Annotated in this window: 22 protein-coding genes; 13 read left to right on the top strand and 9 right to left on the bottom strand. The window is 38.5% G+C overall.

Going from position 1 to position 25079, the window contains the following annotated elements; all coding sequences use genetic code 11:
• Positions 1–3: 3 nt before the first annotated feature.
• Positions 4–1089: a homoserine O-acetyltransferase MetX gene (gene metX / locus JP36_RS00245; protein WP_039170770.1), complete on the bottom strand. Its 1086-nt coding sequence runs from the start codon at positions 1087–1089 to the stop codon at positions 4–6.
• A 315-nt stretch (positions 1090–1404) separates the two neighbouring features.
• Between metX and fumC the strand changes: the two genes are divergently transcribed.
• Positions 1405–2799, top strand: coding sequence for a class II fumarate hydratase (gene fumC / locus JP36_RS00240; protein WP_039169082.1), 1395 nt, complete (start codon positions 1405–1407; stop codon positions 2797–2799).
• Between the two features lie 74 nt (positions 2800–2873).
• On the opposite strand, the gene hemH is transcribed toward fumC, so the two are convergent.
• The 3 genes from hemH to JP36_RS00225 are packed head-to-tail and all read right to left on the bottom strand — an operon-like array spanning position 2874 to position 7349.
• Complete coding sequence (hemH, locus tag JP36_RS00235; RefSeq protein WP_039170765.1) at positions 2874–3848, bottom strand: ferrochelatase; 975 nt, start codon at positions 3846–3848, stop codon at positions 2874–2876.
• Position 3849: 1 nt separating this feature from the next.
• A complete protein-coding gene (locus JP36_RS00230) occupies positions 3850–4281 on the bottom strand; it encodes a PaaI family thioesterase (RefSeq protein WP_039170762.1) in 432 nt (143 codons plus the stop codon).
• The gene (locus JP36_RS00225; protein WP_039170759.1) at positions 4281–7349 is read right to left on the bottom strand and encodes an FAD-binding and (Fe-S)-binding domain-containing protein; all 3069 of its coding nucleotides are present in this window, start codon (positions 7347–7349) and stop codon (positions 4281–4283) included. Before JP36_RS00225 ends, JP36_RS00230 begins: the two co-directional genes overlap by 1 nt.
• 351 nt (positions 7350–7700) lie before the next feature.
• Between JP36_RS00225 and ompA the strand changes: the two genes are divergently transcribed.
• Entirely contained in the window at positions 7701–8780 is a 1080-nt protein-coding gene (ompA, locus tag JP36_RS00215) for a porin OmpA (RefSeq protein ID WP_039170756.1), read from the top strand.
• Positions 8781–9007: 227 nt separating this feature from the next.
• On the top strand, positions 9008–9742 hold the full coding sequence (bioD, locus tag JP36_RS00210; protein WP_039170753.1) for a dethiobiotin synthase: 735 nt from the start codon (positions 9008–9010) through the stop codon (positions 9740–9742).
• Between the two features lie 76 nt (positions 9743–9818).
• Here bioD and ppnN read toward each other — a convergent pair whose 3' ends face one another.
• From ppnN to JP36_RS00195, 3 genes are read right to left on the bottom strand one after another with little or no spacing between them, the layout of a single operon-like run.
• A complete protein-coding gene (ppnN, locus tag JP36_RS00205) occupies positions 9819–11189 on the bottom strand; it encodes a nucleotide 5'-monophosphate nucleosidase PpnN (protein ID WP_039140926.1) in 1371 nt (456 codons plus the stop codon).
• Positions 11190–11206: 17 nt separating this feature from the next.
• Positions 11207–12052 carry an NADPH-dependent 7-cyano-7-deazaguanine reductase QueF gene (gene queF, locus JP36_RS00200; protein ID WP_039170901.1) on the bottom strand — a complete coding sequence of 282 codons (846 nt, stop codon included), beginning with the start codon at positions 12050–12052 and terminating at the stop codon, positions 11207–11209.
• Positions 12053–12077: 25 nt separating this feature from the next.
• Positions 12078–12869 (bottom strand): Zn-ribbon-containing protein, encoded by a 792-nt coding sequence (locus JP36_RS00195; protein WP_039170750.1) that lies wholly within the window; start codon positions 12867–12869, stop codon positions 12078–12080.
• 85 nt (positions 12870–12954) lie between these two features.
• Between JP36_RS00195 and JP36_RS00190 the strand changes: the two genes are divergently transcribed.
• From JP36_RS00190 to JP36_RS00170, 5 genes are all read left to right on the top strand, one after another.
• A complete protein-coding gene (locus tag JP36_RS00190) occupies positions 12955–13275 on the top strand; it encodes a YqcC family protein (RefSeq protein WP_039170747.1) in 321 nt (106 codons plus the stop codon).
• A 7-nt stretch (positions 13276–13282) separates the two neighbouring features.
• On the top strand, positions 13283–14014 hold the full coding sequence (truC, locus tag JP36_RS00185) for a tRNA pseudouridine(65) synthase TruC (protein WP_039170743.1): 732 nt from the start codon (positions 13283–13285) through the stop codon (positions 14012–14014).
• A gap of 156 nt (positions 14015–14170) precedes the next feature.
• On the top strand, positions 14171–15130 hold the full coding sequence (locus JP36_RS00180) for a TAXI family TRAP transporter solute-binding subunit (RefSeq protein WP_039170741.1): 960 nt from the start codon (positions 14171–14173) through the stop codon (positions 15128–15130).
• A gap of 87 nt (positions 15131–15217) precedes the next feature.
• Positions 15218–17869 carry a TRAP transporter permease gene (locus JP36_RS00175; RefSeq protein WP_039170738.1) on the top strand — a complete coding sequence of 884 codons (2652 nt, stop codon included), beginning with the start codon at positions 15218–15220 and terminating at the stop codon, positions 17867–17869.
• Positions 17870–18298, top strand: a complete 429-nt coding sequence (locus JP36_RS00170; protein WP_039136586.1) for a universal stress protein — start codon at positions 17870–17872, stop codon at positions 18296–18298.
• Between the two features lie 57 nt (positions 18299–18355).
• Here the strand turns inward: JP36_RS00170 and folX are convergent, their stop codons facing one another.
• Complete coding sequence (folX, locus tag JP36_RS00165) at positions 18356–18724, bottom strand: dihydroneopterin triphosphate 2'-epimerase (protein WP_039136584.1); 369 nt, start codon at positions 18722–18724, stop codon at positions 18356–18358.
• A 71-nt stretch (positions 18725–18795) separates the two neighbouring features.
• Here folX and JP36_RS00160 point away from each other — a divergent pair, with 71 nt between their 5' ends.
• Both JP36_RS00160 and JP36_RS00155 read left to right on the top strand, forming a co-directional pair.
• Positions 18796–19839 (top strand): AI-2E family transporter, encoded by a 1044-nt coding sequence (locus tag JP36_RS00160; RefSeq protein WP_039170735.1) that lies wholly within the window; start codon positions 18796–18798, stop codon positions 19837–19839.
• 60 nt (positions 19840–19899) lie between these two features.
• Entirely contained in the window at positions 19900–20529 is a 630-nt protein-coding gene (locus JP36_RS00155) for a LysE family translocator (RefSeq protein ID WP_039170732.1), read from the top strand.
• 114 nt (positions 20530–20643) lie between these two features.
• Here the strand turns inward: JP36_RS00155 and JP36_RS00150 are convergent, their stop codons facing one another.
• Entirely contained in the window at positions 20644–21552 is a 909-nt protein-coding gene (locus JP36_RS00150) for a lysine exporter LysO family protein (RefSeq protein WP_039170727.1), read from the bottom strand.
• Between the two features lie 129 nt (positions 21553–21681).
• Here JP36_RS00150 and JP36_RS00145 point away from each other — a divergent pair, with 129 nt between their 5' ends.
• The 3 genes from JP36_RS00145 to JP36_RS00135 all read left to right on the top strand — a co-directional run bounded on the left by JP36_RS00145 (position 21682) and on the right by JP36_RS00135 (position 25041).
• Positions 21682–23256, top strand: a complete 1575-nt coding sequence (locus JP36_RS00145; RefSeq protein WP_039170726.1) for a DUF2813 domain-containing protein — start codon at positions 21682–21684, stop codon at positions 23254–23256.
• Positions 23257–23367: 111 nt separating this feature from the next.
• The gene (locus JP36_RS00140; protein WP_039170723.1) at positions 23368–24675 is read left to right on the top strand and encodes an NCS2 family permease; all 1308 of its coding nucleotides are present in this window, start codon (positions 23368–23370) and stop codon (positions 24673–24675) included.
• A 9-nt stretch (positions 24676–24684) separates the two neighbouring features.
• A complete protein-coding gene (locus JP36_RS00135) occupies positions 24685–25041 on the top strand; it encodes a DsrE/DsrF/TusD sulfur relay family protein (protein ID WP_039170721.1) in 357 nt (118 codons plus the stop codon).
• Positions 25042–25079 lie beyond the last annotated feature (38 nt).

The following is a 25079-nucleotide window of genomic DNA, read 5'->3' as shown; positions in this document are numbered from 1 at the left end:
TCACTACTCTACGATTTCCCCTAATCCATAACGAATTCTAGGCGCGAAAAACTCATAATCCACCAAAAAAGCATCGTGTCCAAAATCAGAACCAATCTCATCGTAATGCAGATTAACACCAGCACTTTGTAATAATTGCCGGCTTTTCTGTAAATCGAATAGTTTGAAGAGTTGGTCGGTTGTTACTGCAATTAATGTATATTGTGCTTTAATCCGCGATAATGCAACGGAGATATTCTCATAGCCAATAGATGGATCATAAAGATCCAAAGCACGTGTTAATTGGATATAGCTATTGGCATCGAAACGGTCGAGAAATTTTTTACCCTGATAACTTAGATAGGATTCCACTTGGAAATAATCGCCTAGCAAATTATTTTTCTGTTTTATTGCTCTTCCGAACGCTTTAGTTAACTGTGTATGAGTGCGATAGGTGAGCATCCCTAACATTCTTGCGGTGGATAAACCTTGATCAGGGTGTTTACCCTGATAATAGTGACCTTGATTGTAATTTGGATCTTGAATAATTGCTTGGCGCATTACGTGATTAAAACCGATTGCTTCGGCACTCATATAAAGGGAAGAACAAAGATTAATCACATAATCCATAAAGTCGGGATAATTGATTGCCCATTGTGTGGCTTGCATACCACCGAATGACCCACCAATGACAGCGTGCAGATGAGAAATTTCTAGTTGATCGAGCAATGCTTTTTGTAGTTGAACAATATCTTGTACCGTAATTTGTGGGAAATCACCGCCATAGGGCAAATGTGTTGCCGGATTGATGCTCATCGGGCCGGTAGTCCCTTTACAGCCGCCTAAAACGTTGGAACAAATAAAGAAATATTTGTCAGTATCTAAAGCACGACCGGAACCAATAAATTCTTGCCACCAGCCTTTTTGTTTTTCATCTTCAAAATAGGGTTCCGCATCACCCGTCAAGGCGTGGCAGATCAAAACCGCATTATTTTTTTGAGCGTTTAACTTACCGTAAGTTTGATAACAAACTGTAATATTCTGTAGTGATCCGCCTAAAGTAAGCGCAAGGGGAGCATCAGTGAATAAAGTAAGTTGTTGTGCCGACATATCAATTCCTAAAACAGCGAATTATTATTATAAGAGTGTGAATAAATTAGCGATCGAGAGAGTGGTTGTCAAGAAATTTTAGCCGTCTAAACATCTAGAAAGTAAAAAGTCTAAACGTCTATTGTTGAGATAGTTTTTATCATACTGATAAATGTAGAAAAAACACTCATTTGGAGTAGGTGATGCATTAAATTTTATGATCTGTGTCATAAAACGAAAATTTTGATTAATAGATAAATTCAATTTATACCTCTTGGGTGTTAAAATTAGACCAATTTTTTAACATTTATTATTTATCATTTAGAGGTAAACATTATGGAATTTAGAATTGAACACGATACGATGGGCGAAGTAAAAGTACCGGCGGATAAATATTGGGCGGCACAAACCGAACGTTCACGCAACAACTTCAAAATCGGACCGGCTGCTTCAATGCCTCACGAGATTATTGAAGCTTTCGGTTATTTGAAAAAAGCGGCTGCATATGCCAACTATGATTTAGGTGTATTGCCATTAGAAAAAAGAGATTTAATTGCCCAAGCGTGTGATGAGATTCTTGCTAATAAATTAGATGATCAATTCCCACTTGTAATTTGGCAAACCGGTTCTGGTACGCAATCTAATATGAATGTGAATGAAGTGGTTGCAAATCGTGCACACGTTTTAAACGGCGGTAAATTAGGTGAAAAGAGTATTATTCACCCGAACGATGATGTTAATAAATCACAATCTTCTAATGATACTTATCCAACAGCAATGCACATTGCTGCTTACAAGAAAGTTGTTGAAACAACTATTCCGGCAGTTGAACGCTTACAAAAAACTTTTGCTGAAAAATCAGCTAAATTTGCAAATGTTGTTAAAATTGGTCGTACTCACTTGATGGATGCTACTCCATTAACATTAGGTCAAGAGTTCTCTGCTTATGCAGCTCAACTTAGTTTTGGCTTAAAAGCATTAAAAAATACATTACCTCACCTTAGCCAATTAGCATTAGGTGGTACAGCGGTTGGTACTGGCTTAAATACACCGAAAGGTTATGATGTTAAAGTAGCAGAATATATTGCGAAATTTACCGGCTTACCATTTGTAACCGCAGAAAATAAATTTGAAGCGTTGGCAACTCACGATGCGATTGTTGAAACTCACGGTGCGTTGAAACAGTTAGCAATGTCACTTTTCAAAATTGCTAATGATATTCGTCTATTAGCTTCTGGCCCACGCTCAGGCATTGGAGAAATTTTGATTCCGGAAAATGAGCCTGGTTCTTCTATTATGCCGGGTAAAGTTAATCCAACACAATGCGAAGCAATGACAATGGTTTGTACACAAGTATTGGGTAACGACACTACTATTTCATTTGCAGGTTCTCAAGGACATTTCCAATTAAACGTATTTAAACCGGTAATGGCATACAATTTCTTACAATCTGCGCAATTATTGGCAGACGCTTGTATTTCATTTGATGAACATTGTGCAGTGGGTATTGAACCTAACTATCCACGTATTAAGATGCAGTTAGAAAATTCATTAATGCTGGTGACTGCACTAAATACACATATCGGTTATGAAAAAGCAGCGAAAATTGCTAAAACTGCTCACAAAAATGGCACAACTCTGCGTGAAGAAGCAATTAATCTTGGTTTTGTAACTCCTGAACAATTTGATGAGTGGGTACGTCCAGAAGATATGGTTGGCAGTTTAAAATAATTGTCTAAATTAAATAAAAGATAAAAAGAGTTGGTTTTCTGCCAACTCTTTTTTATTGAGATAGTTTCAAGATACTACCGCAATTTTTCTTTGATTAATTGATAAAGCAACTCAATGTGTTGTTCACTATCATTTAATGCCGGAATATATTGGTATTGTTTACCGCCGGCAGCTAGAAAAATATCGCGATTTTCCACTGCAATTTCTTCTAATGTTTCCAAGCAATCAACAGCAAAACCGGGACAAATAACCGCAATTTTTTCAACACCTTGCCGAGCCAATTTGGTTAGGGTTTCATCGGTATAGGGTTGTAACCAAGGTTCTTTGCCGAAACGTGATTGGTAACTCATCGTCCACTGATTTGCATTTAAAGCCAAATTAGCTACCACTTTATCGACAGTTTGTTGGCAATGCTCGGCATAATAATCACCTAACTGCTGATAACGTTGCGGAATGCCGTGAAATGAGAACAATAAGTGAACATCAGGTTGCAAATAAGGTTGAATCGACTGACTTAGCGCAGCAATGTAATTTGGATGATCGTGATAAGAAAAAATCATCTCAAACGGCAAAATGTGTCGCTGCTGTTGCAGTGCTTGATGAAACGCATCTAAAACCGAAGCCGTTGTGGTGCTGCTGTATTGTGGATAGAGCGGCAACAAAATAATATGTTCCACCTGTTGTTGATAGAGCCGTTGCAATGCGGCACTGATGGAAGGATTGCCATAAGTCATTGCCAATTCCACTACAACATTTTGATTTTCGTTCTGAAAGCGCTGTTGTAAGGCTGACTGTTGGCGACGGCTGATTGCCAACAGCGGTGAACCTGCTGTTTGCCAAATTTGTTGATAAAGTTTGGCAACTCGAGGTGCACGTTTTGGCAGAATGATGAGATTCAATAGTGGCAGCCATTGCCAACGAGGCTGGTCAATAACGCGAGGATCAGTTAAAAACTGGCGTAAATAGCGTTTTACTGCCGGTACAGTCGGGGCATCAGGCGTACCTAAATTGACTAACAACACGCCTGTTTTGCGCTGATTTGTTTGCATATTACCTCTTGTCACGATTTATCACAGAAAGTGTTAAACGACTTTGACAACAAAGTGTTTGTTGTGAATTGGTAATATCAATTTGCCAAACTTGCAATGTTCGCCCAATGCGTAATGGTACAGCACGCGCAGTAATACGCTCGCCCATCCGCATTGTTTTTAAATGGCTGGCATTAATTTCAACACCAACCACGGCTTTATCTTCATCACAAGCACAAAATCCGGCCAAAGAACCGACAGTTTCTGCTAATACAACAGAAATTCCACCGTGAAGTAAGCCCATAGGTTGACAATGGCGTTGATCCACTGTTAATGAGGCTTCCAACCAATTATCGCCTTGAGCCGTAAACTCAATACCAAGCTGACTGACAGCAGTATTCTGATTAATCTGATTTAAATCGTGCAATGAAAAGGATTTTTTCCAAATAGCCATTAATTTAAAATCTCCAACAATCCTTGTAATGGGTGTTTTGTTATTTGATGTTCAATACGTTTCACTTGGCTGCGGCAAGAATAGCCTGGAACCAGACAATATTGCCACGCTTTATCCTGAATTTTTTTCGCCCACGATAGCTGATAAATCTCTTTGGAGGTCTGTTCGTGAACGGTTTCGTGCCCGTAAGTTCCTGCCATACCGCAACAGCCCACTTGTACAATTTCCAGTTTTTCACCAAATTTAGCAAAAATTGTCTGCCACTGTTTGCTACTGTTCGGCGATAAACTGCTCTCGGTGCAATGTGGGAAAAGGTACCACGTTGGTTTTTCGGCGCGATCATCTGAATGAATTTCTAATTGATCAATAATTTGTGAAAGCCATTCTTGAGAAGTCAACACCGCAAAATTGCCGCGTTTTTCCCCTAAGATTTGCTTATATTCATCACGATAAGAAAGTACAACAGCAGCATCAACCCCGACCAACGGCACACCTAATTTTGCCACGCGATTAAGCATTTCCGACTGTTTACGTGCAGTTTTACTGAATCGTGTTAAAAAACCTTTAACGTGTTGTGCTTTACCGTTAGGGCGGAACGGCAAGACGACCGCTTCAAAACCTAATTTTTTACTTAAACGCACAAAATCCGCCACTACTTTGGCATCATAAAAAGAGGTAAACGGATCTTGAACGATAAATACCATTTTTTCATGTTGTTTTTGTGATAGCTGTTCTAGTTGCTCCAATGAGCGATCGGTGTAATGGATTTCAACCAACTGTTGTTGTAATGACGGCACAGAAAGCTGCGGCAAATCAACCATTCCAATCATTTTACGTGCGATACGTTGACTGAACGGATGCGCTGTAACAGCATTAAAAAAGGTCGGTGCTTTCGCCATTAATGGTGCGATAGTTTCAACATTTGCGACCACATAATCTTTAAGCGGACGCATATAACGTTGATGATAGAGATGTAAAAATTTCGCTTTAAATTCCGGCACATCAATTTTAATCGGACATTGGCTGGCACAAGCTTTGCAGGACAAACAAGTGTCCATTGCCGCTTTGACTTCGTGAGAAAAGTCATCCTGATGATCTTTACTGAAACGATGACGAATTTTCGCAATAAAATCGGCTAATTTAATTTCACTCTTCTCAAAATTGAGTTGATCGGCGGAAACCCCGGCTTGAGTCAACAATCGCAACCATTCACGCACTAATGCGGCACGCCCTTTCGGTGAGAACACTCGGTTGCGACTAATCTTCATTGAAGGGCACATTACGCTGTCAACATCAAAATTAAAACAAAGTCCGTTACCGTTACAATTCACTGCACCTCGGAATTGATCTTTAACTTCCACCGGAATTTGGCGATCATAGTCGGCGCGCATTGGAGAGAGGACCTCAAACATTTTAGTATCTGAATTTAACGGTTTACAAATTTTGCCCGGATTCAAGCGGTTGTCCGGATCAAATAGCGTTTTTATCTGCTGTAAAACTTGCCAAAGCTGTTCACCGAAGAATTTACGGCTATATTCACCACGCACGCCTTTGCCGTGTTCCCCCCAAATTAAACCGCCATATTTTTGAGTAAGATCGGCAACTTGGTCTGAAATGGATTTAAATAATTTGACCTGTTCGCTGTCGCAGAGATCAAGTGCGGGCCGGACGTGTAAAACACCTGCATCAACGTGACCGAACATACCGTATTCAAGATGATGTTTATCTAAAAGGGCTCTGAATTCAGTGATGTAATCGGCAAGATTTTCCGGCGGCACGCAAGTATCTTCAACAAATGGGATTGGCTTAGCACGTCCTTTAGCATTGCCTAATAATCCAACTGCTTTTTTACGCATCGCATAAATTTTTTCAATCGAAGTTAAATCACTGCAAACTTGATAGCCGATAACATCATTTTGTTGCGTAGCGATAGCTTGATCCAAGCGTTGACACAATTGCTGCACCTGCTGTTGCTGATAATGTTCATTATTACCGGCATATTCGACAATATTTAAGCCTAGAATCGGCGCATTTTCTTCTTCTTTTAATAATTCAGAAACAGAATGCCAAATAATATCTTGTTTTGCCAAATTCAGTACTTTTGAGTCAACCGTTTCCACCGAAAGCGCTTTTGCCGCAACCATTGCCGGAGCGTGCCTTAATGCTGCATCAAAGGAGCGATATTTAATATTGATCAAAGTGCGATATTGAGGAATCGGCAGTAAATTGAGTTTGGCTTCACAAACAAAAGCGAGTGAGCCCTCTGAGCCGGTCAGAATTCGGCTTAAATTAAATTTAGATAGGTCATCATTAAAGACGTGTTTTAAATCATAACCGGTAATAAAACGGTTAAGCTGCGGCAAATCAGCAAGAATTTGTGGACGATATTGGCGACACAGTTGTGCTACCTGTTGGTGAATTTGCTTGCCGGTAGAAGAAAGATTTGCGGCAGCAATATTATCTTCAAACTGATCGCAATCAATGCTTTCCGTATCTAAAATATCCCCATTAATCAGCACTGAACGCAAACTTAGCACGTGATCTGATGTTTTGCCGTATTGCAATGAACCTTGCCCTGACGCATCGGTGTTAATCATTCCGCCCAGTGTGGCACGATTACTGGTGGAAAGTTCCGGAGAAAAGAAAAGCCCGTGCGGTTTCAAAAAACGATTCAGTTGATCCTTAACTACGCCTGCTTGTACACGCACCCAACGTTCTTTCACATTGAGTTCCAAAATTTGATTCATATGACGAGAGAGATCAACGATGATAGTGCTGTTTAATGATTGTCCGTTAGTGCCGGTGCCTCCACCTCGTGGTGTGAATTTTAAGGTTTTAAATTGATCACGTTGTGCAAGTTTGGTCAGGCGGACAATGTCTGCAATCTCTTTCGGAAAGAGCAGGGCTTGAGGGAGTTGTTGATAAACGCTATTATCTGTCGCCAGAGAGAGCCGATCAGCATAGTGATAGGCGATATCGCCACTAAAGCCTTGATATTTGAGTTGTTCTAAGTATTGCTTTACTAAAGGATCAAATTGCTGATGACTTGCTAAATAAGGGATAACCATAACTAAAACCTTGTACTGTATTGTTGTGTGTGCATTTGAAAGACAACTATACTAGCACAAAATCTTATAAAGAAGAGGTTTATCCGCAATTAGACATCGGATCGTCTCAAAAATTTTTAAAAAATCAAAAAACAATGTTTAATTGTCGATTAATTAGTCTTAATTTGTTTATTTTTTATGCAAAAATTAAAGAAAAGTTTGCTTTTATGTTTTGCAATAGCGATAATAAACAGCACCAAATAAATGAGAAAATTTCATTTATTTAGGGGCTGGATTGAATTTACTGTTATTGGAAGTAAATGACGATCCAAATAATCCAAATATAGATGATAAATTCAAGAGGATTTTATAATGAAAAAGACTGCAATCGCATTAGCAATTTCAGGATTAGCATTCGTATCAGTAGCACAAGCAGCTCCTCAAGCAAACACTTTCTACGCTGGTGCGAAAGCTGGTTGGGCATCATTCCACAATGATGTAAATCAGTTTGACAATGTCTATAGTCAAAATACTTATAGTACAACACCAAAATTTGGTGTACATCGTAATTCTGTAACTTACGGTGTATTTGGTGGTTACCAAATCACTGATAACTTCGCTGTTGAAGCAGGTTATGACTTCTATGGTCAATTAAAAGGTCACCAAGGTGACAGCGTTCGTGCACGTCACACTGCTCACGGTTTAAATCTTAGCTTAAAAGCAAGCTATCCAGTAGCTTATGTTGACGGTTTAGACGTTTATGGTCGTTTAGGTGCAGCATTAATCCGTTCTGATTATGCGGTTCACACAAATGGCGAAAAAACATTGTCCGAACATAAATTAAAAGTATCTCCTGTGTTCGCAGCTGGTGTTGAATATGCAATTCTTCCTGAATTGGCAGCACGTTTAGAATACCAATGGATTGCTAAAGTAGGTAAAGTAGATCAGTTCGCTAATAACTATTCTTACAGTCCAAGTATTGGTTCTGTATCTTTAGGTCTTTCTTACCGTTTCGGTCAGTCAGCAGCTCCTGCACCAGTTGTTGAAGTAATCAACAAAAAATTCGCATTAAGCTCTGATGTATTGTTCGCATTCGGTAAAGCAAACTTAAAACCTGAAGCAGCGCAATCATTAGATAATTTACAACAAGAAATCTCTAAAGTTGGTACTTTATCTTCTGTTGAAGTTGCAGGTTACACAGACCGTATCGGTTCTGACAAATATAACCAAAAACTTTCACAAGAACGTGCTAACACAGTTGCTAACTACTTAGTTTCTAAATCAATCTCTCCAGATGTGATTAAAGCAGTTGGTTACGGTGAAGCTAACCCAGTAACTGGTAACACTTGTGATGCAGTTAAAGGTCGTAAAGCGTTAATCGCTTGTTTAGCACCAGACCGTCGTGTTGAAGTTTCTGTAAGTGGTCAGCAGCAACAAACTATTGAACAATAATTTATTTATTGTTTATTAACTTAGCTGAAAATCCCGGATTACCGGGATTTTCTTTTTTATCTCTTTGTCAGAGAATTACTCTCTCTTTTTTCTACTCCATTTGATAGTAAGAGTTCAAAAATTTTTTAGCTCTTAAAATAAATCTACAAAATATTGTGTTAGCTCAATTTTTCGAAAAAATAACTTTATTATAATTTTCTGCGGTTTTTTGATAAAAGGAATAAATAATGAGTTGTTTTTTTGTAACGGGTACGGATACAAATGTTGGTAAAACGGTAGTGAGTCGCGCTATTATTCAAGCGTTGCAATCACAGGGAATTCATATTGTCGGTTTTAAGCCTATTGCCTGTGGGGAAGAAGATAGCATTTATACTGAAAATCGTATTGATGATCTTAAACAACAAACAGAAGATAATAAAGATGTTAAGACATTATTGGATAGTACAAATGAAGCGGTAACATATAAAGATATAAATAGCTATACTTTTACAGAAAGTAGTTTACCGGTATTAGCTGCACTGAATGAAATTGATAACATCGACGTGAAAAAAATAGATCAGGATCTTGCCAAGTTAACTTCACGTTATCAATCAGTATTGGTTGAAGGGACTTATGGATGGCTTACGCCGATTAATAAAGAGATGACCTTTGATCGTTGGGTTAAAGGGCATAAAATGCCGGTGGTATTAGTTGTTGGTATTAAAGAGGGCTGCGTCAATCACGCATTATTAACAGCACAATCTATAATTACTTCTGGTGTGCCGCTATTAGGCTGGGTGGCAAATCGTATTAACCCTTGTTTGCGCCATTATGCTGAAATCATCAAATTATTACACGAAGTGATTGATGCACCATTGTTGGGAGAAATTCCTTATATTCATCGCCCAGAACAGCAGCAATTAGGGCATTTTATTACTAATCTTGATCGCCTAACTTGTTTACAAACTGAACTTTGCAAATAAAAAAGCGGCTACAGTATGATCTGCACCCCAAAAGTTGGACTTATTACCCAACACACAGAGGTGCAGATTTTTTATCCTATTTTACAATTTCATAGCAAGGCACATAGGCTTCCGTACTTGGCAATTTCATTCGATGTTGCGCAATAAAATCTTTTAATAGATTTTCCATATTTTCCAACACCATCGCATCACCGTGTAGTTTAAAAGCACCATATTTTGCAATTGCGTCTTTAGTATTAGGTTTGATATTTCCGGCAACAATCCCAGAGAATGCGCGTCTTAAATTAGAAACCAAATCCATTAATGGTTGATCTAAATGGAGATTTAATGCTGCCATTGATTGATGATTTGGTTCAAATGGTGCTTGTAGTATCGGATCAATTTTTAGCATCCAATTAAAACTGTAAGCATCGCCTTTTTCAAAACGTTGTTGTTTAATGTTATCCATTGCCTGTTTTGCATAACGTGCGACTGCAACTGGATCATCAATGATAATTTCATATTGTTTACGTGCTTCTTCACCTAATACTTTGCTGACAAAACGGTCGATAGTTGCAAAATAATCTGCACAGGAAGATGGGCCAGTTAAAATCAACGGGATTGTTTGATTGCGATTGTCAGGATGTAATTTAATACCGAGCAAGAATAAAAATTCTTCAAATGTTCCTGGGCCACCAGGGAAAATAAGGAAAGTATGTCCCAATCGAGTAAATGCTTCCAAACGTTTTTCAATATCCGGCATAATGATTAACTCATTTACAATTGGATTTGGTGGCTCAGAGGCAATAATTGAAGGTTCGGTAATACCAATAAAGCGACTGTCTTTATAGCGTTGATTGAAATGCCCAATAGCAGCACCTTTCATTGGTGCTTCCATTACACCAGGCCCACAACCGGTTACAATGTTTAATTCACGATATCCTAATTCTAAACCAACAGCACGACAGTATTGATATTCTGTTTCATTAATAGAATGCCCACCCCAACAAACGACTAAATTAGGATCTTCTCCAGTGCGTAATGCTTTTGCATTCCTTAAAATAGAAAAGACTTGATTGGTAATTTTAGCACTCATATCTGCTTGGCTTAAATGATTGCCAAGAAAACGATCTTGGTTAATTTGAACAAAAATAATGTCACGTAGCACAGCAAATAGATGATATTGAATATTACGAATAATTTTATCATCGACAAATGCACTTTCTGGTGGATTGAGTAATTCTAAAGCGATTCCTCGTTCACGCGTCAATAGGTTGATCGCAAAATCGGGATATTTACCAAGTAAAGCTCGGCTGTCGTCTGTTATTGCACCGGAATTCAATACTGCCAAAGAACAGTTTCGATAAAGCGGATAAAGATCGCCTTCAGCACCTTGTTTTAACCGAGCAACTTCCAAATGAGAGAGTTGATCCATACTGCCACGCGGATTAATGTAATAAATGCTCATATTTCTCCTTATTATTGTTATTGGCGAGCCAAACGAAGATTGGCAGGGATTTGTTCAAAATTAGAACGAAATGGATTGATATCCAAACCGCCACGGCGGGTATAACGAGCGTATACCGTTAATTTTTCTGGTTTTGCATAATACATTAAATCGCAAAAAATACGCTCCACACACTGTTCGTGAAACTCGTTATGTTGGCGGAAAGAGATCAAATAGCGTAAAAGTTTTTCTTGATTAATCTCACGCCCGACATAGTGAATTTGAATGCTACCCCAATCGGGCTGTTGTGTGATTAAACAGTTGGATTTCAGTAAATGGCTGACTAAAGTTTGTTCTACTTTTTCACTGTTATTATCAACGCAGTTTTGCAATAAATCGGCATTAAATTGGTAATTATCGATCACAATATCCAGCTGATCGATGCAAATTCCTTCAAGATATGCAATCTTTTGTTGTTGGTAATATTGCAAATCGTGCAGTGTAACTTTAACTTTGCCATTGGCACATTGTTGTAAATCCTGTTGAATTGTGGTTTCGACCTGTTGTTTGTTGTCAAAATGTGTTTGATTGAAACTATTGAGATAAAGTTTAAAACTTTTTGATTCAATCAAATTTTCACTGTTGCAATCCAACACCACATCAGCAATCGCTACTTGTGGCACGCCATTTTTATTAAGCCACGAAATTTCATAAAGTGTCCAAATATCAGCACCTTGTGTAAAAGGTTGTTGTGATAAGATACCGAGCTGTTCACGGTTGAGTTTGCGAGGCACAGCTTGCAGTAATGAGGGGCGGTAATCTGTAGCGTATGTTGTTTTTTTTCCTAAAGTGAGTTTTATAAGGCTTTCGTCCTGATAATCTATCATATGTAATCCTTTGATTTTGTTATTATTGTATGTCCCAAGATAAATTAGAGACTAAGCGGCAATGATCGCATTTGAATTGGAAAAGGTTTATTGCCTCAGTTAACAACCATTCTCTGCCACAACAAGGGCAACGCCTAGCTAATTCTCGTTGCTTATCCTTTTCACCTACACGATAAAGATAGTAATAAACCGGGCGTTGTAAGTGGCTCTCCAACTGCTGCCGTAAAGCATAGCCTTGGCGTGAGAGCAGACTGGTAAAATCACTGATTTGATAAGTTGCCTCATTGACCAGAACATTGCCATTCATTTGCAATTGATCGCAAGCCTGCCAATCTTCTTCCCAACGAATACAATTCATACCAAGTTGAGCATTATTGTAACAAAAATGATAGAGTGGAACAGGTAATAATTGATCAAGTGTGCAAATTGGTGAGCTGCTTTTCAGATAATTGGTGTAAAGCACCAGATCGGCATCTTTTGTTAAGTGAGTACAGGTTTCATCAGAATTGAAATCCATTGCTTGAATCTCTTTGTTTGTTAAAAAAAGCCCGTATTTTGCTAATTTATCTAAAGCAGCTATGACAAAAGCACTATTATGGCGAGAATCTAGAGAATCCTGTTCTGGACAGTTCACGTTAATTTCGAATGTGAGCAGATTTTCATTAGAAAAGTAATAAGTAATCGGGATTTCACGACCAATAATTTGTCCATTATAACGCCAAGCATCAATTAATTGATTGCAGAGCATTACGCTTTCATTGATGTGGTAAGCAGAATGATTTTTAGCGACAAGGTTAATTTGGGTTAAAAACATAAATTCACTCTTATACAAAATAACAAAATGGATATACTATGGTGTTTTAAAAAAATGCTATTGTAATCAAAAAAAGAGAGTAGTGATGAAAAAAGAAAATTTATTAGCGGAATACTTATCTGAATTACAACAAATTATGCAACAGCATCAATTATGGCAACGACAACCGCCACCGGCTTCAGCATTTGAAAGTCAGCAGCCGTTTGCACTTGATACTATGGAGGCGACGGAATGGCTACAATGGATTTTTATTCCGCGTATGTTGGCATTAATTGAAGAGCAGGCATCATTGCCAACAGTAATTGCCATTTCCCCTTATTTGGAAGAGGCATTAAAAGAGCATCCACATTTACCGCAATTATTAGAACCGATTCAAAAAATTGAGGTATTGTTGACTAATGTCTGATTAGCAAATGTTGGAAATTTTATATCAAGATCAAGCATTAATCGCGGTTAATAAACCAGCAGGAATGTTGGTACATCGCAGCTGGTTAGATAAACACGAAACGGAGTTTGTGATGCAGAAGTTGCGTGATCAAATCGGGCAATATGTATTCCCGATTCATCGTTTAGATCGCCCGACTTCCGGGGTGCTGCTGTTTGCGTTAAACAGTGAAATCGCCAATGCGGTTTGTCGCCAGTTTGAACAAAAACAGGTGAAAAAACAGTATCTTGCAGTTGTACGAGGCTATCTTACAGGACAGGAAAGAATAGATTACCCATTAAAGTTGAAATGGGACAAAATTGCTGATAAATTTTCGCAGCAAGATAAAACGCCACAAGAAGCAGTTACTGATTATCAAGGTTTGGCAACGCTTGAAATTCCTGTTGCGGTTGGACGTTATGCCACATCACGTTATAGTTTGGTACGTTTAACGCCACAAACTGGACGCAAACACCAGTTGCGTCGACATTTAAAGCATATTTTTCATCCAATTATCGGCGATACACAATATGGCGATTTGCATCAAAATCGAGCATTTAGTGCTTATTTTTCAGTAAATCGATTGATGCTACACGCAGAAAGCTTGGAATTATTGCACCCTAAAACACAGCAGGTATTGCGTATTTATGCGCCGCTAGATCAATCTTTTGCAAAAATCAGACAACTTTTTGATACGAAATACCACTTTATAAGCAAATAAATCGTGAAAATTTTGTGATATTTCTTCAATTTTTCACAAAAAATTAATATTGATTATTGCAAATCTTTGAGATGTCTTGTATATCTTATGGGTCTTCAGTCAAAGACCTGAATGAGCAAACATAATATCTCACCCTTTTACTAAAGAGGAACAACAATGAAAAAATTATTTAAATTAGGGATGGTTGCCTGTTTAATGATGACTTCCGCATCCGTAATAGCGGATGATAAGTTCGTTACTATCGGTACCGGCGGACAAACTGGTGTTTATTACGTTGTCGGTCAATCTATTTGTCAATTAGTGAATCGTGATACCGCAAAAACTGGTTTAAAATGTAATGCACCATCAACCGGTGCTTCTGTTGCAAACCTCAATGGTATTGCCAATAAACAATTGGATATGGGAATTGCGCAGTCTGACTGGCAATATCACGCTTATAACGGCACAAGTTCATTTGAAGGCAAGAAGAATGAAAAACTAAGAGCCGTATTCTCAATTCATCCAGAACCGTTTACTGTAATGGCTCGTGATGATTCAGGTATTAAAAGTTTTGATGATTTGAAAGGTAAACGTGTAAATGTTGGTGATCCAGGATCAGGTACTCGTGCTACAATGAATGTTATTCTTAAAGCAAAAGGTTGGGATGATTCTGTATTTAAAGTTGCATCTGAGTTAAAACCAGCAGAAATGGCTTCTGTAATGTGTGATAATAACTTAGATGCTATCACCTATAATGTTGGTCATCCGAACGGTGCATTAAAAGAAGCTGCTGCGTCTTGTGATGCACATTTAGTGCCGGTAACAGGTCCTGCGATTGATAAGTTGGTTGCAGATAATCCATATTATGCGAAAGCGGTTATTCCGGGTGGGCTTTATAAAGGTTCTGATCAGCCGGTAGATACTTTCGGGGTTTATGCAACTTTGGTTTCATCAACCGATGTTTCACCTGAAGTGGTTTATGATGTCGTGAAAGCGGTGTTTGATAATTTTGATCGTTTCAAACGTTTACATCCTGCATTTGCTAACTTGAAAGAACAGGATATGATCAAAAATGCATTATCAGCACCGTTGCACGAAGGTGCAGTAAAATATTATAAAGAGCGTGGCTGGATGTAAGCGCCTCTCATCATTTATTGGATTATTGAAGGCAGGAAGTTTTCCTGCCTTTTTTCGGTTTTGAGTTTTGATTTTAGGAGAGCTTGAATGACCTCAACAATAAAAAAACAAGCTGTAGATATTGAAGATCTACAGGATATGGTCGCCTCAAATGATAGCGGTGGTCGCAATCCATATGGTATCTCTAAATATGTGATTATTTGGACGGCAATTGCTTGGTCATTATTTCAAATTTATTATGCTTCGCCGTTGCCGTTTTTGTTACAAGAGGGAATTAAAAGTTTAGGTTGGAATTTGAATGTAGTGGTAGATGACACCAAAGCACGTTCAATCCATTTGGCATTTGCTATTTTCTTGGCTTATTTATCTTATCCGGCATTTAAACGCTCTCCAAAGCAGCATATTCCCGTGATTGACTGGATCTTTGCTGTTGTAGGAGCTGTTTTATGCCTTTACCCGATAATTTTTTACAATGAATTGGTTACTCGTTTTGGTGCGCCTAATCTACAAGATATTGTTGTAGGTATTGTCGGTATTTTGTTATTGCTGGAAGGCACACGGCGTAGTTTAGGATTACCACTAGTGGTGATTGCTGTTGTATTTCTGCTTTATAACTATTTCGGTCAATTCTTTCCGAGCAGTTGGCTAATAAGCCATAGAACTGGAACGCTATCTCACATTATTAATCAACAATGGGTAACTACTGAGGGTGTGTTTGGGGTGGCACTTGGCGTATCGACTAAATATGTGTTCCTATTTGTTTTATTCGGTGCATTGTTAGATAAAGCCGGAGCAGGTAACTATTTTATTAAAACTGCCTTTGCTTATTTAGGGCATTTACGTGGTGGCCCGGCTAAAGCAGCGGTTGTGGCTTCCGGTTTAACTGGGTTGATTTCTGGTTCATCAATTGCCAATGTGGTTACGACCGGCACTTTTACAATTCCGATGATGAAACGTGTTGGGTTTTCAGCAGAGAAAGCTGGTGCGGTTGAAGTGGCTTCTTCAGTAAATGGACAGATTATGCCGCCGGTAATGGGTGCAGCAGCATTTTTGATGATTGAATATATCAATATGCCATATAACGAGTTAATTACCCACGCTTTCTTGCCGGCTGTAATCTCTTACATTGCATTAGTTTATATCGTACATTTGGAAGCGTGTAAATTGAATTTGCAGGGTTTACCACGTCAAGATGTAGCAAAACCGTGGGTAGTTACCGTTTTAAGAGCATTATCTACTTTCATTATTATCTGCCTGCTCTATTTTGCTGTAGATTTCGGTTTGGGTTGGTTAAAAGTGGTAACGCCTGATTTTGCTTTTGTCATTGTTTGCTTATTGTTGGCAATTATCTATATGTTATTGCTATACCGTGTTTCTACTTTTCCAGATCTAGAAATTGATGAGCCGAATCAGGAAGTTGTAGTGTTACCAAGAGTTAAACCTACCGTTAATGCTGGGCTGCATTTCCTACTACCTGTTGTGATTTTAATTTGGTGTTTGATGGTGGAACGTTTGTCACCGGGCTTATCCGCTTTCTGGGGCACAATGGCGTTAACTGTGATTTTATTAACACAGCGTCCATTATTGGCTTATTTCCGTAAACAGGGCGATTTAGTAAAAAGTTTCAAACAGGGCTGGCAAGAATTAATTAACGGTTTGGAAACCGGCGCAAGAAATATGATCGGTATCGGTATTGCCACCGCAACTGCCGGTATTATCGTGGGCGTAGTGGCATTAACCGGTTTCGGTGTGCAGTTATCCGGCATTATCGAGGTGTTATCAATGGGAAATATCCTATTGATGTTGATTTTGGTTGCCGGTTTCAGCTTGATTCTTGGAATGGGATTACCGACCACAGCAAACTATATTGTGGTTTCTTCCTTAATGGCTGGCGTTATTTTGGAAGTCGGCCGCCAAAATGGATTAATTGTGCCATTGATCGCCATCCACTTATTCGTGTTTTACTTCGGGATTATGGCGGATGTGACTCCACCGGTCGGGTTGGCATCATTTGCCGCAGCCGCAGTTTCCGGCGGTAATCCGATTAAAACCGGTATGGTGGCGTTCTTCTACAGTATGCGTACTGCGTTGTTGCCGTTCCTGTTTATTTTCAATACTGATTTGTTATTGTTGAATGTTGATTTTTTCCACGCTGTGCTTATTTTCTTCGTAGCAATGATTGCAATGATGGTGTTTACTGCGGCAACAATGGGCTGGTTTATGACCAAAAATAAATGGTGGGAAACCATTGCACTGCTGTTGATTGCCTTTATGTTGTTCAGACCGGGCTTCTTTATGGAATATGTATCGCCAAGCCAGCGTCATATTCAACCGGAACATTTAATTGAAGAAGTGGCACACGCACCGGTTGGTGAGCCATTGACACTGAAAGTTTCTGGCGTGAATCCTTATGGCAAACAGATAGAATTCTTTGCTGAATTAAAAGTACCGGCAGGGGATAGCGGTGAAGAACGTATACAAAATATGGGCTTGACTTTATTGTCAACAGATGAACAGGTTGAAGTGAATGGTGAGCAGATTAAGAAAATCTTAATTGATAACGTTGAAATTGACTCGCCGGCAGCAAAAGCTAACCTTAATTGGGATCAGGTGATTTTAGATGTATCTTTGCCGTTGAAAGGTGCGTTTAATAAGGAATGGATGTTTATTCCGGCATTATCGATTTTGGCTGTTTTAGCGTGGAATCAACGTCGTCGTAAATTTACAAGGGGAAAATAGATGCAGTTATTTAATAAAATTTTAATCGCAGTGGATTTGGGGCATTTAGAGGGAGCAAAAAAGGCGGTGAGAACCGCCTTAGCAATGACGGAAGGCAATCCTGATGCCGTGTTGCGGATTGTCAGCATTGTGCCACCGTTGGGAAACAGCTTTGTTTCTTCATTGTTACCTCGAAACTTTGATAAGGATGTGTTGGCGGAAGCCAATAAACGTTTGCACGACTTTACTCAGGAAAACTTTCCGGCAGATCGTAAAGTGCAACATATCGTGGCACACGGTACGGTTTATGAAGAAATAAATACTATTGCACAAGAAAAGGATGTTGATTTAATCATTATGATGGCAACAAAACCGGGAAAGCCGGGATTAAGTTCCAATACCGTGAAAGTCGCACGTTTCAGTGAAAAACCAATTTTAATTTTGCGGTAGTTGTGATGAGAAGTCCTCCAATCTGCAATATTGGAGGATTTTTATCTGTGTTAATGATTAATTTCGTTCATAACGTAAACGTAATGACACTGAATCGGCATAGCGTAATGCAAACGGTTTGGCAATTTCTACTTCCGCCCATTCTACCGCTTCTGGTTCAGCAATAATTTCTAACACTTCTCGCACCATTCGTTCTAACAATGCGAATTTATGTGTTTCAACATAATGAATCACTTTTTTGGTAATAGTTCGATAATTCAATGCATCTTCTACATTGTCACTTAAACTGGCTTTTTCGCAGTTATAACCGAGTTGAATTTGCAGAACAACATCCTGTTTATTGTTAATTTCTTCCTCTTTAATTCCAATAAAAGTGCGTAAACGTAGATCGCTGATTGTAATCACGGCTGAATTAATAATTGGCATTATACCTCCTTATAGCATCGCTTTTTTGCTATTATAGCCTAGTTTAAAATTAAGATTGAACAGGAAATCCTATGGAAACAAATGTTGCTAAGAGCAATATTAAAAATGTCATTATTATATTGGCCTGTCTTGTGATTATTTTAGCGGGAATTAAATCTGCTGTTGAAATTATTGTACCGTTTTTGCTAGCACTTTTCTTGGCCATTGTTTGTACGCCACTTATTAATTTCTTAGTTAAATTAAAAGTGCCGTTATGGTTGGCGGTTATCGCATTATTGGGCTTAATTGTGATTGCATTGACTTTTTTCGCCGGCTTGGTTGGTACTGCTGTGAATGAGTTTTCCGCATCCATTCCAACTTACAAACAGTTATTAGCACAACGTATTTCCGGTTTGGCAGCAATTATGGATCGTTTTGATTTATATCGTTTTTTACCAAAAACTATTGTTGAAGAACATCTTGATCCGAATATTATTATGGGACTGATCCGCCGTCTTTTGACTGGAATATCTGGTGTGATTACCAATGGTTTTGTGTTGTTGTTAATTGTGGTGTTTATGCTGTTTGAAGCACCGAGTATGAAACAAAAATTGGCAATTTTTTTCCAAAATAAACAGGAGAAAAAAGAGCTGGAGAATATTCAACGAGTGTTAAATAGTGTCATTAGTTATTTGGCAATTAAAACTTTTGTGAGTTTGTTAACCGGTGTGTTGGTGTGGGCAGCGTTGGCAATATTAGGGATACAGTATGCGGTGCTTTGGGGAACGGTTGCTTTTTTGCTTAACTATATTCCTAATATCGGTTCAGTTTTAGCTGCTATTCCGGTTGTTGTACAAGCATTAATTCTAAATGGTTATAGTGACAGTTTGCTAGTGGCGATAGCTTTTTTGGTTATTAATATGATTATAGGTAATATTATTGAACCACGTTTGATGGGAAGAACATTAGGCTTGTCCACTTTGGTTGTTTTTATCTCATTGATTTTTTGGGGTTGGTTGTTGGGATCGGTGGGAATGTTACTCTCAGTGCCACTGACAATGGCAGTGAAAATTGCGTTGGAATCAAGCGAAAATACTAAAAAATATGCTTATTTATTAGGTGATGGACGAGAGTAAACTCGCTTTAAATTTAGAAAAAATCTGCCACTAACGGTAGAAATTATGTGGAATTAAGTAATGAATGGTTATTTATCTGAATTTTTAACGCTTGTGTTGGTGCATTTTCTTGCTGTAGTGTCGCCAGGACCAGATCTTGCCGTTACCACCGCAAATAGTGTTCGCTACGGGAGAAAAATAGGAACAATGACTGCAATAGGGATAGGTTTTGGTATTTCTATTCACGTTATTTATTCTCTGATCGGTTTATCATTTTTACACGAACAGAGTACATTATTTAATGTTATACGCATTTTAGGGGCATTATATTTACTCTATTTAGCCTATTTATTAATTCGTAGTGGCAAAGAGAGTGATAAAAGTTTTTCTGCTGAAGCCGAAGAAATAACTTCTTATAGCGCGTTTTTGAACGGTTTTTTAACCAATGTCCTAAATCCTAAAGCGGTATTATTCTTTGTAGCAATTTTTACTTCATTAATTTCACCGGCTACACCTTTGTTTTTAAAAATTGGGTATGGCTTATGGATGTGTAGTGTTAATGCTTTATGGTTTACATTTGTGGCATTATTTTTTACTAAACCGGCAATACGGCAGGCATTTTTATCAAAAGCACACTATTTTAATCGAATAATGGGAATTATTCTTGCGTTGTTGGCTTTTTATGTCGGTTATGAAACATTTATAAATTAATGAGAAACAGTAAATTTAATGATGAATAAAATAAGTGAAACGAGGAAAAATTGTTTTTTCCTCGTTAATAAGAATGTTTAAGAAAAGCTATTTTAGCGTGATAGACGAAAAGTATTAAAGCGGAATGCTGATAAAAATGCTCAATAACATTGGCACTACAAGATTAATAATAAAGCCGAAACTGATTGCCAATGGTACGGCTTCAATACCACCACTGCGTTGAATAATCGGCAGCGTGCAGTCCAGTGCGGTTGCTCCTGCAATTCCGATAGCGGTCGCTCTAAAATGATGCATAAACAACGGGATTAGAAAGAGGCTTGCGATTTCTCGTGATAAATCATTGAAGAAAGCGATGCTTCCCCAAATAGGTCCCCAAGCATCATTTAATAGTACACTCGATAATGAATACCATCCCATACCGGAAGCAATCGCTAATCCTTGAACAATAGATAGTTGTAATGTCAATGCCGCTAAAATACCACCGCATAGAGAACTAATAGTCAACAAAATTGAAACAGCAATGCCGTGTTTATTAAAGAAAACCTGGCGTAGATTGATGCCACTGTTCCTAAGTTGAATGCCAACCAAAAAAATTAAAACAATTAACACATAGGTGCTTGAACCGTGTGGAATACTAAAATAGTTTTTTCCTAAGAAACCAATAATAAATCCTAAAACGACCATACTGCACATTTTTGCTGAGTCTAAAATCATCTTCAAACGGGAAGGCATTTGCTTTTGTGAGTTTAAAGTTGATACAGGATAGCGTTTATCGTACAGCATTAAACAGAGAATATTTAAACCGTGGATAACAAGGCTGAATACGGCGGCTTTGAACGCTATATTAGGCAAGGTTCTCGCTAAATCATCTAATTGACCTAACGAGCATCCCATCACAAACAGAATTAAAAACAGCAACCACATTATTGATTTATTCACCCAATGAATAAATGTGACGTTGTGACTTTTAATTAAATAACCTAAGAAAAGAGGCACTAATACAATGGATAAGCTTTCTAACATAAAAATGATAATTCAGTCTTGATATTAAGTAAAAGTCGATAATTATCGGAGATTAATGGGGAATGTCAAATAAAAGGCGATGGAATGTGCTAAGATACATTGCATATTTATCAGGATGTAGGATCCGTTATGTATCTTAAACAGATTGAAATTGTCGGCTTTCGCGGTATTCATCGCCTCTCTTTCCAATTACGTTCTAATATGGTGTTAATTGGTGAGAATGCGTGGGGAAAATCGAGTTTATTGGATCTATTAAGTCTGGTTTTTAATAAAGAGGCTCAACTTTATCAATTTCAGCCGCAAGATTTTTTTCAATCAAATCAAGCTGAAATTAAATCCGCTACTTCCATTAATTTGTTATTTACTTTTAGCGAATCGCAACAGCAAGAATTAAACCAACAAATGCACCATTTTTTGCATCCGGTAGCAGTATCTCACGAAGATGGCTATTACAGAATTTACTTGCGTGTTTTTGCGGAACCACAAGAAAGTGGTGAAATTGCTACTAGTTATACATTTATTGATGGCCAGGGAAATATCTTACCGTTAGAAATGGCGCAACAACAAAAATTGGTCTGTCGTTTAATTCAACGACATACGATTTACCGTTTCCGCGATGCGCGTTTGCAACAACATCCATTGCAATTACAGGCGGTAAAAGTAAGCAAAAAATTAGCGCCGGAAATTTTGGATCAATTTGCGGCAGTGATGTCTTTGTTGCGTTATTACTTTATTCCCGAAAATGAACGGCTGGCAGTGGTCGGAGATACCAGCATTTTATGGCAAAAGGCAAAAAAATTGGCGGAACAGTTGCGAGTCGGCGATGAGAACTTAAAACGTTATTTTTTTGTCTATCTGGTGAAACATTTTTTGCCGGATGACAAAAGTTTGTTTTCGCAAATGAGCAATCCGATCATTCTGTTTGAAGATCCGGAATCACGCTTGCATCCGCGCTTAATGTCAATTATGTGGGAGTTAGTCAACTATATTCCATTGCAACGTTTAATGACGACCAATTCAGTGGAATTATTGGCACACGTTCCTTTGCACTCTATTTGTCGATTAGAGAGAGGTGTTGAGCGTATTCAGGCGTATCAACTGGATCGGCACGATCTCGGTAAAGTGGATATCCGCCGTTTGACTTTTCATATTCACTATAATCGCTGTTTGGCGTTGTTTTCGCGGGTTTGGATTTTTGTTGAAGGCGAAACCGAAGTGTGGATCTTAAATGAATTGGCACGAATTTTGGATCTTAATCTTGAAAATGAGGGTGTACGGATTGTTGAATTTGCTCAATGCGGCATTCGTCCGTTGATAAAATATGCCAATTTAATGGGGATTGAGTGGCATATGCTGACAGACGGTGATGATGCCGGGCATAAATATGCGGCGATTGCGACCGAGTTATTGCGCGAAAATGAGCATTATTTGGACAAAATAACGCTGTTGCCACGAAAAGATATTGAGCATTATTTTTTTGATAATGGCTTTGATAATGTTTTTAAGCGTTTGGCTCGGCTGCCGCAACATCATAAATTTAATAAATCACAGATTATTCAGCGTGCGATCCAAAATACTTCCAAACCGGATCTGGCACTGGCGATTGTAAGAGAGGTTAAAAAACACGGAACACAATTTATCCCGTTGTTATTCCGCCGTTTATTTTCAAAGGTGTTATTGATTGCAAAAGAGCAGGGCGTGTAAAAAATTTCAATTTTTCTCAAAAACTGTCAGTCATTTTTTGCTAGAATTAAAAGGAAAAGCCTGTTACTCGCTTTTCCTTTCTTTTTTTGTTTATCATACAGGTATTTTTTTATGCAAAATCAATGCTTTTTAGCGAAGTTTTTCCATTTGGAACAGCATAATACAGATGTTAAAACTGAAATTATCGCTGGGATTACCACCTTTCTGACAATGGTCTATATTGTGTTCGTTAATCCGTCTATTCTCGGTGTGGCTGGGATGGATACGCAAGTCGTGTTTGTTACGACCTGTCTGATTGCGGCGTTCGGTAGTATTTTTATGGGATTATTTGCCAATTTACCGGTTGCTTTAGCACCGGCAATGGGGTTAAACGCCTTTTTTGCTTATGTTGTCGTGAGCAAAATCGGTTTATCTTGGCAGGTCGGAATGGGAACGATCTTTTGGGGTGCAGTTGGGTTATTGACTTTAACCTTGTTTCAAATCCGTTATTGGCTCATCGCTTCAATTCCACTCAGCTTGCGTGTCGGAATTACTGCCGGAATCGGCTTATTCATTGCTTTAATGGGCTTTCATAACGCCGGCATTATCGTGCCGAATGAAGCGACGTTAATGTCTTTGGGTGATCTTCATTCATCGACTGTTTTACTTGGCATTTTAGGCTTTTTCATTATTGTCATTCTCTCATCTAAGAATATTCACGCCTCGGTGTTGGTTTCAATTATTGTTACTACCGTGCTTTCATTGCTTTTGGGTAAAACTGAATTTAACGGTATTTTCTCTATGCCACCAAGCATTACTTCCGTTGTCGGTCAGGTAGATATCGGCGGTGCATTACAAGGTGATTTATTAGGTATTATTTTCTCTTTTATGTTAGTGAATTTGTTTGACTCTTCAGGCACCTTGTTGGGGGTAACCGATAAAGCCGGCATCAGCAATGCTCAAGGCACTTTCCCGAAAATGAAACAGGCACTTTATGTCGATAGTATCAGTTCTGTAACAGGCGCTTATCTGGGGACTTCTTCTGTTACCGCTTATATTGAAAGCAGTGCCGGCGTGTCGGTCGGAGGACGTACCGGTTTAACTGCAGTAGTTGTCGGTATTTTGTTCTTAATAGTGATGTTTATTTCGCCATTGGCGTCTATTGTGCCGCCATATGCAACTGCTGGAGCATTGATCTATGTTGGTATTTTGATGTCTTCCAGTTTAATCAAAGTGCGTTGGGATGATTTAACCGAGGCAACACCAGCGTTTATTACTGCGGCGATGATGCCATTTACCTACTCAATTACCGAAGGGATTGCACTTGGTTTTATCAGTTACTGTGTGATGAAATTCTTTACCGGAAAAGCCAAAGAGGTTTCTATTCCGGTCTGGTTAATCGCTGTATTATTTTTACTTAAAATTATTTTTGTAAATTAAGGGGTTACTATGCAAAAGCTACTTTATATTTTAAATGATTCACCTTATGGCGGTGAAAAAACTTTCAATGCGTTGCGTTTTGCATTGGCATTAAAAGAAGAACACAACCAAGATGTAGAAATGAAAATTTTCTGTTTTTCTGATGCCGTATTGTCCGGTTTAAAAGGGCAAAGTCCTAAAGAAGGTGCAAATGTTCAGGAAGTATTAGCCATTTTGACCGGTTTAGGGGTAGAGGTAAAATTATGTACCACTTGCACAAATGCACGAGCGATCTCTAAACAGCCGCTGATTGAAGGGGTGTCATTAGGCACATTAGCAGATGTTGCCGAATGGACTTTATGGGCGGATAAAGTATTAACTTTCTAATATTATTAAGGTTGTCGTAGCAGTTGCTCGGCAACCTT

The sequence above is a fragment of the Gallibacterium genomosp. 1 genome (genome assembly GCF_000771875.1).
In the GTDB taxonomy this organism is placed as follows: Bacteria; Pseudomonadota; Gammaproteobacteria; order Enterobacterales; family Pasteurellaceae; genus Gallibacterium.
Note: the sequence above shows the minus strand (reverse complement) of the source record. Positions and strands in the feature narration are given on the sequence as shown.

Coding starts and splice junctions, on each gene's coding strand:
- bioD (WP_039170753.1), top strand. CDS start 9,008: ATGAGTTGTTTTTTTGTAACGGGTACGGATACAAATGTTGGTAAAACG.
- JP36_RS00135 (WP_039170721.1), top strand. CDS start 24,685: ATGCAAAAGCTACTTTATATTTTAAATGATTCACCTTATGGCGGTGAA.
- hemH (WP_039170765.1), bottom strand. CDS start 3,848: ATGCAAACAAATCAGCGCAAAACAGGCGTGTTGTTAGTCAATTTAGGT.
- JP36_RS00190 (WP_039170747.1), top strand. CDS start 12,955: ATGAAAAAAGAAAATTTATTAGCGGAATACTTATCTGAATTACAACAA.
- JP36_RS00150 (WP_039170727.1), bottom strand. CDS start 21,552: ATGTTAGAAAGCTTATCCATTGTATTAGTGCCTCTTTTCTTAGGTTAT.
- JP36_RS00195 (WP_039170750.1), bottom strand. CDS start 12,869: ATGTTTTTAACCCAAATTAACCTTGTCGCTAAAAATCATTCTGCTTAC.
- fumC (WP_039169082.1), top strand. CDS start 1,405: ATGGAATTTAGAATTGAACACGATACGATGGGCGAAGTAAAAGTACCG.
- JP36_RS00170 (WP_039136586.1), top strand. CDS start 17,870: ATGCAGTTATTTAATAAAATTTTAATCGCAGTGGATTTGGGGCATTTA.
- JP36_RS00140 (WP_039170723.1), top strand. CDS start 23,368: ATGCAAAATCAATGCTTTTTAGCGAAGTTTTTCCATTTGGAACAGCAT.
- JP36_RS00160 (WP_039170735.1), top strand. CDS start 18,796: ATGGAAACAAATGTTGCTAAGAGCAATATTAAAAATGTCATTATTATA.
- JP36_RS00175 (WP_039170738.1), top strand. CDS start 15,218: ATGACCTCAACAATAAAAAAACAAGCTGTAGATATTGAAGATCTACAG.
- JP36_RS00155 (WP_039170732.1), top strand. CDS start 19,900: ATGAATGGTTATTTATCTGAATTTTTAACGCTTGTGTTGGTGCATTTT.
- JP36_RS00225 (WP_039170759.1), bottom strand. CDS start 7,349: ATGGTTATCCCTTATTTAGCAAGTCATCAGCAATTTGATCCTTTAGTA.
- metX (WP_039170770.1), bottom strand. CDS start 1,089: ATGTCGGCACAACAACTTACTTTATTCACTGATGCTCCCCTTGCGCTT.
- JP36_RS00145 (WP_039170726.1), top strand. CDS start 21,682: ATGTATCTTAAACAGATTGAAATTGTCGGCTTTCGCGGTATTCATCGC.
- ppnN (WP_039140926.1), bottom strand. CDS start 11,189: ATGAGCATTTATTACATTAATCCGCGTGGCAGTATGGATCAACTCTCT.
- ompA (WP_039170756.1), top strand. CDS start 7,701: ATGAAAAAGACTGCAATCGCATTAGCAATTTCAGGATTAGCATTCGTA.
- JP36_RS00180 (WP_039170741.1), top strand. CDS start 14,171: ATGAAAAAATTATTTAAATTAGGGATGGTTGCCTGTTTAATGATGACT.
- folX (WP_039136584.1), bottom strand. CDS start 18,724: ATGCCAATTATTAATTCAGCCGTGATTACAATCAGCGATCTACGTTTA.
- truC (WP_039170743.1), top strand. CDS start 13,283: ATGTTGGAAATTTTATATCAAGATCAAGCATTAATCGCGGTTAATAAA.
- JP36_RS00230 (WP_039170762.1), bottom strand. CDS start 4,281: ATGGCTATTTGGAAAAAATCCTTTTCATTGCACGATTTAAATCAGATT.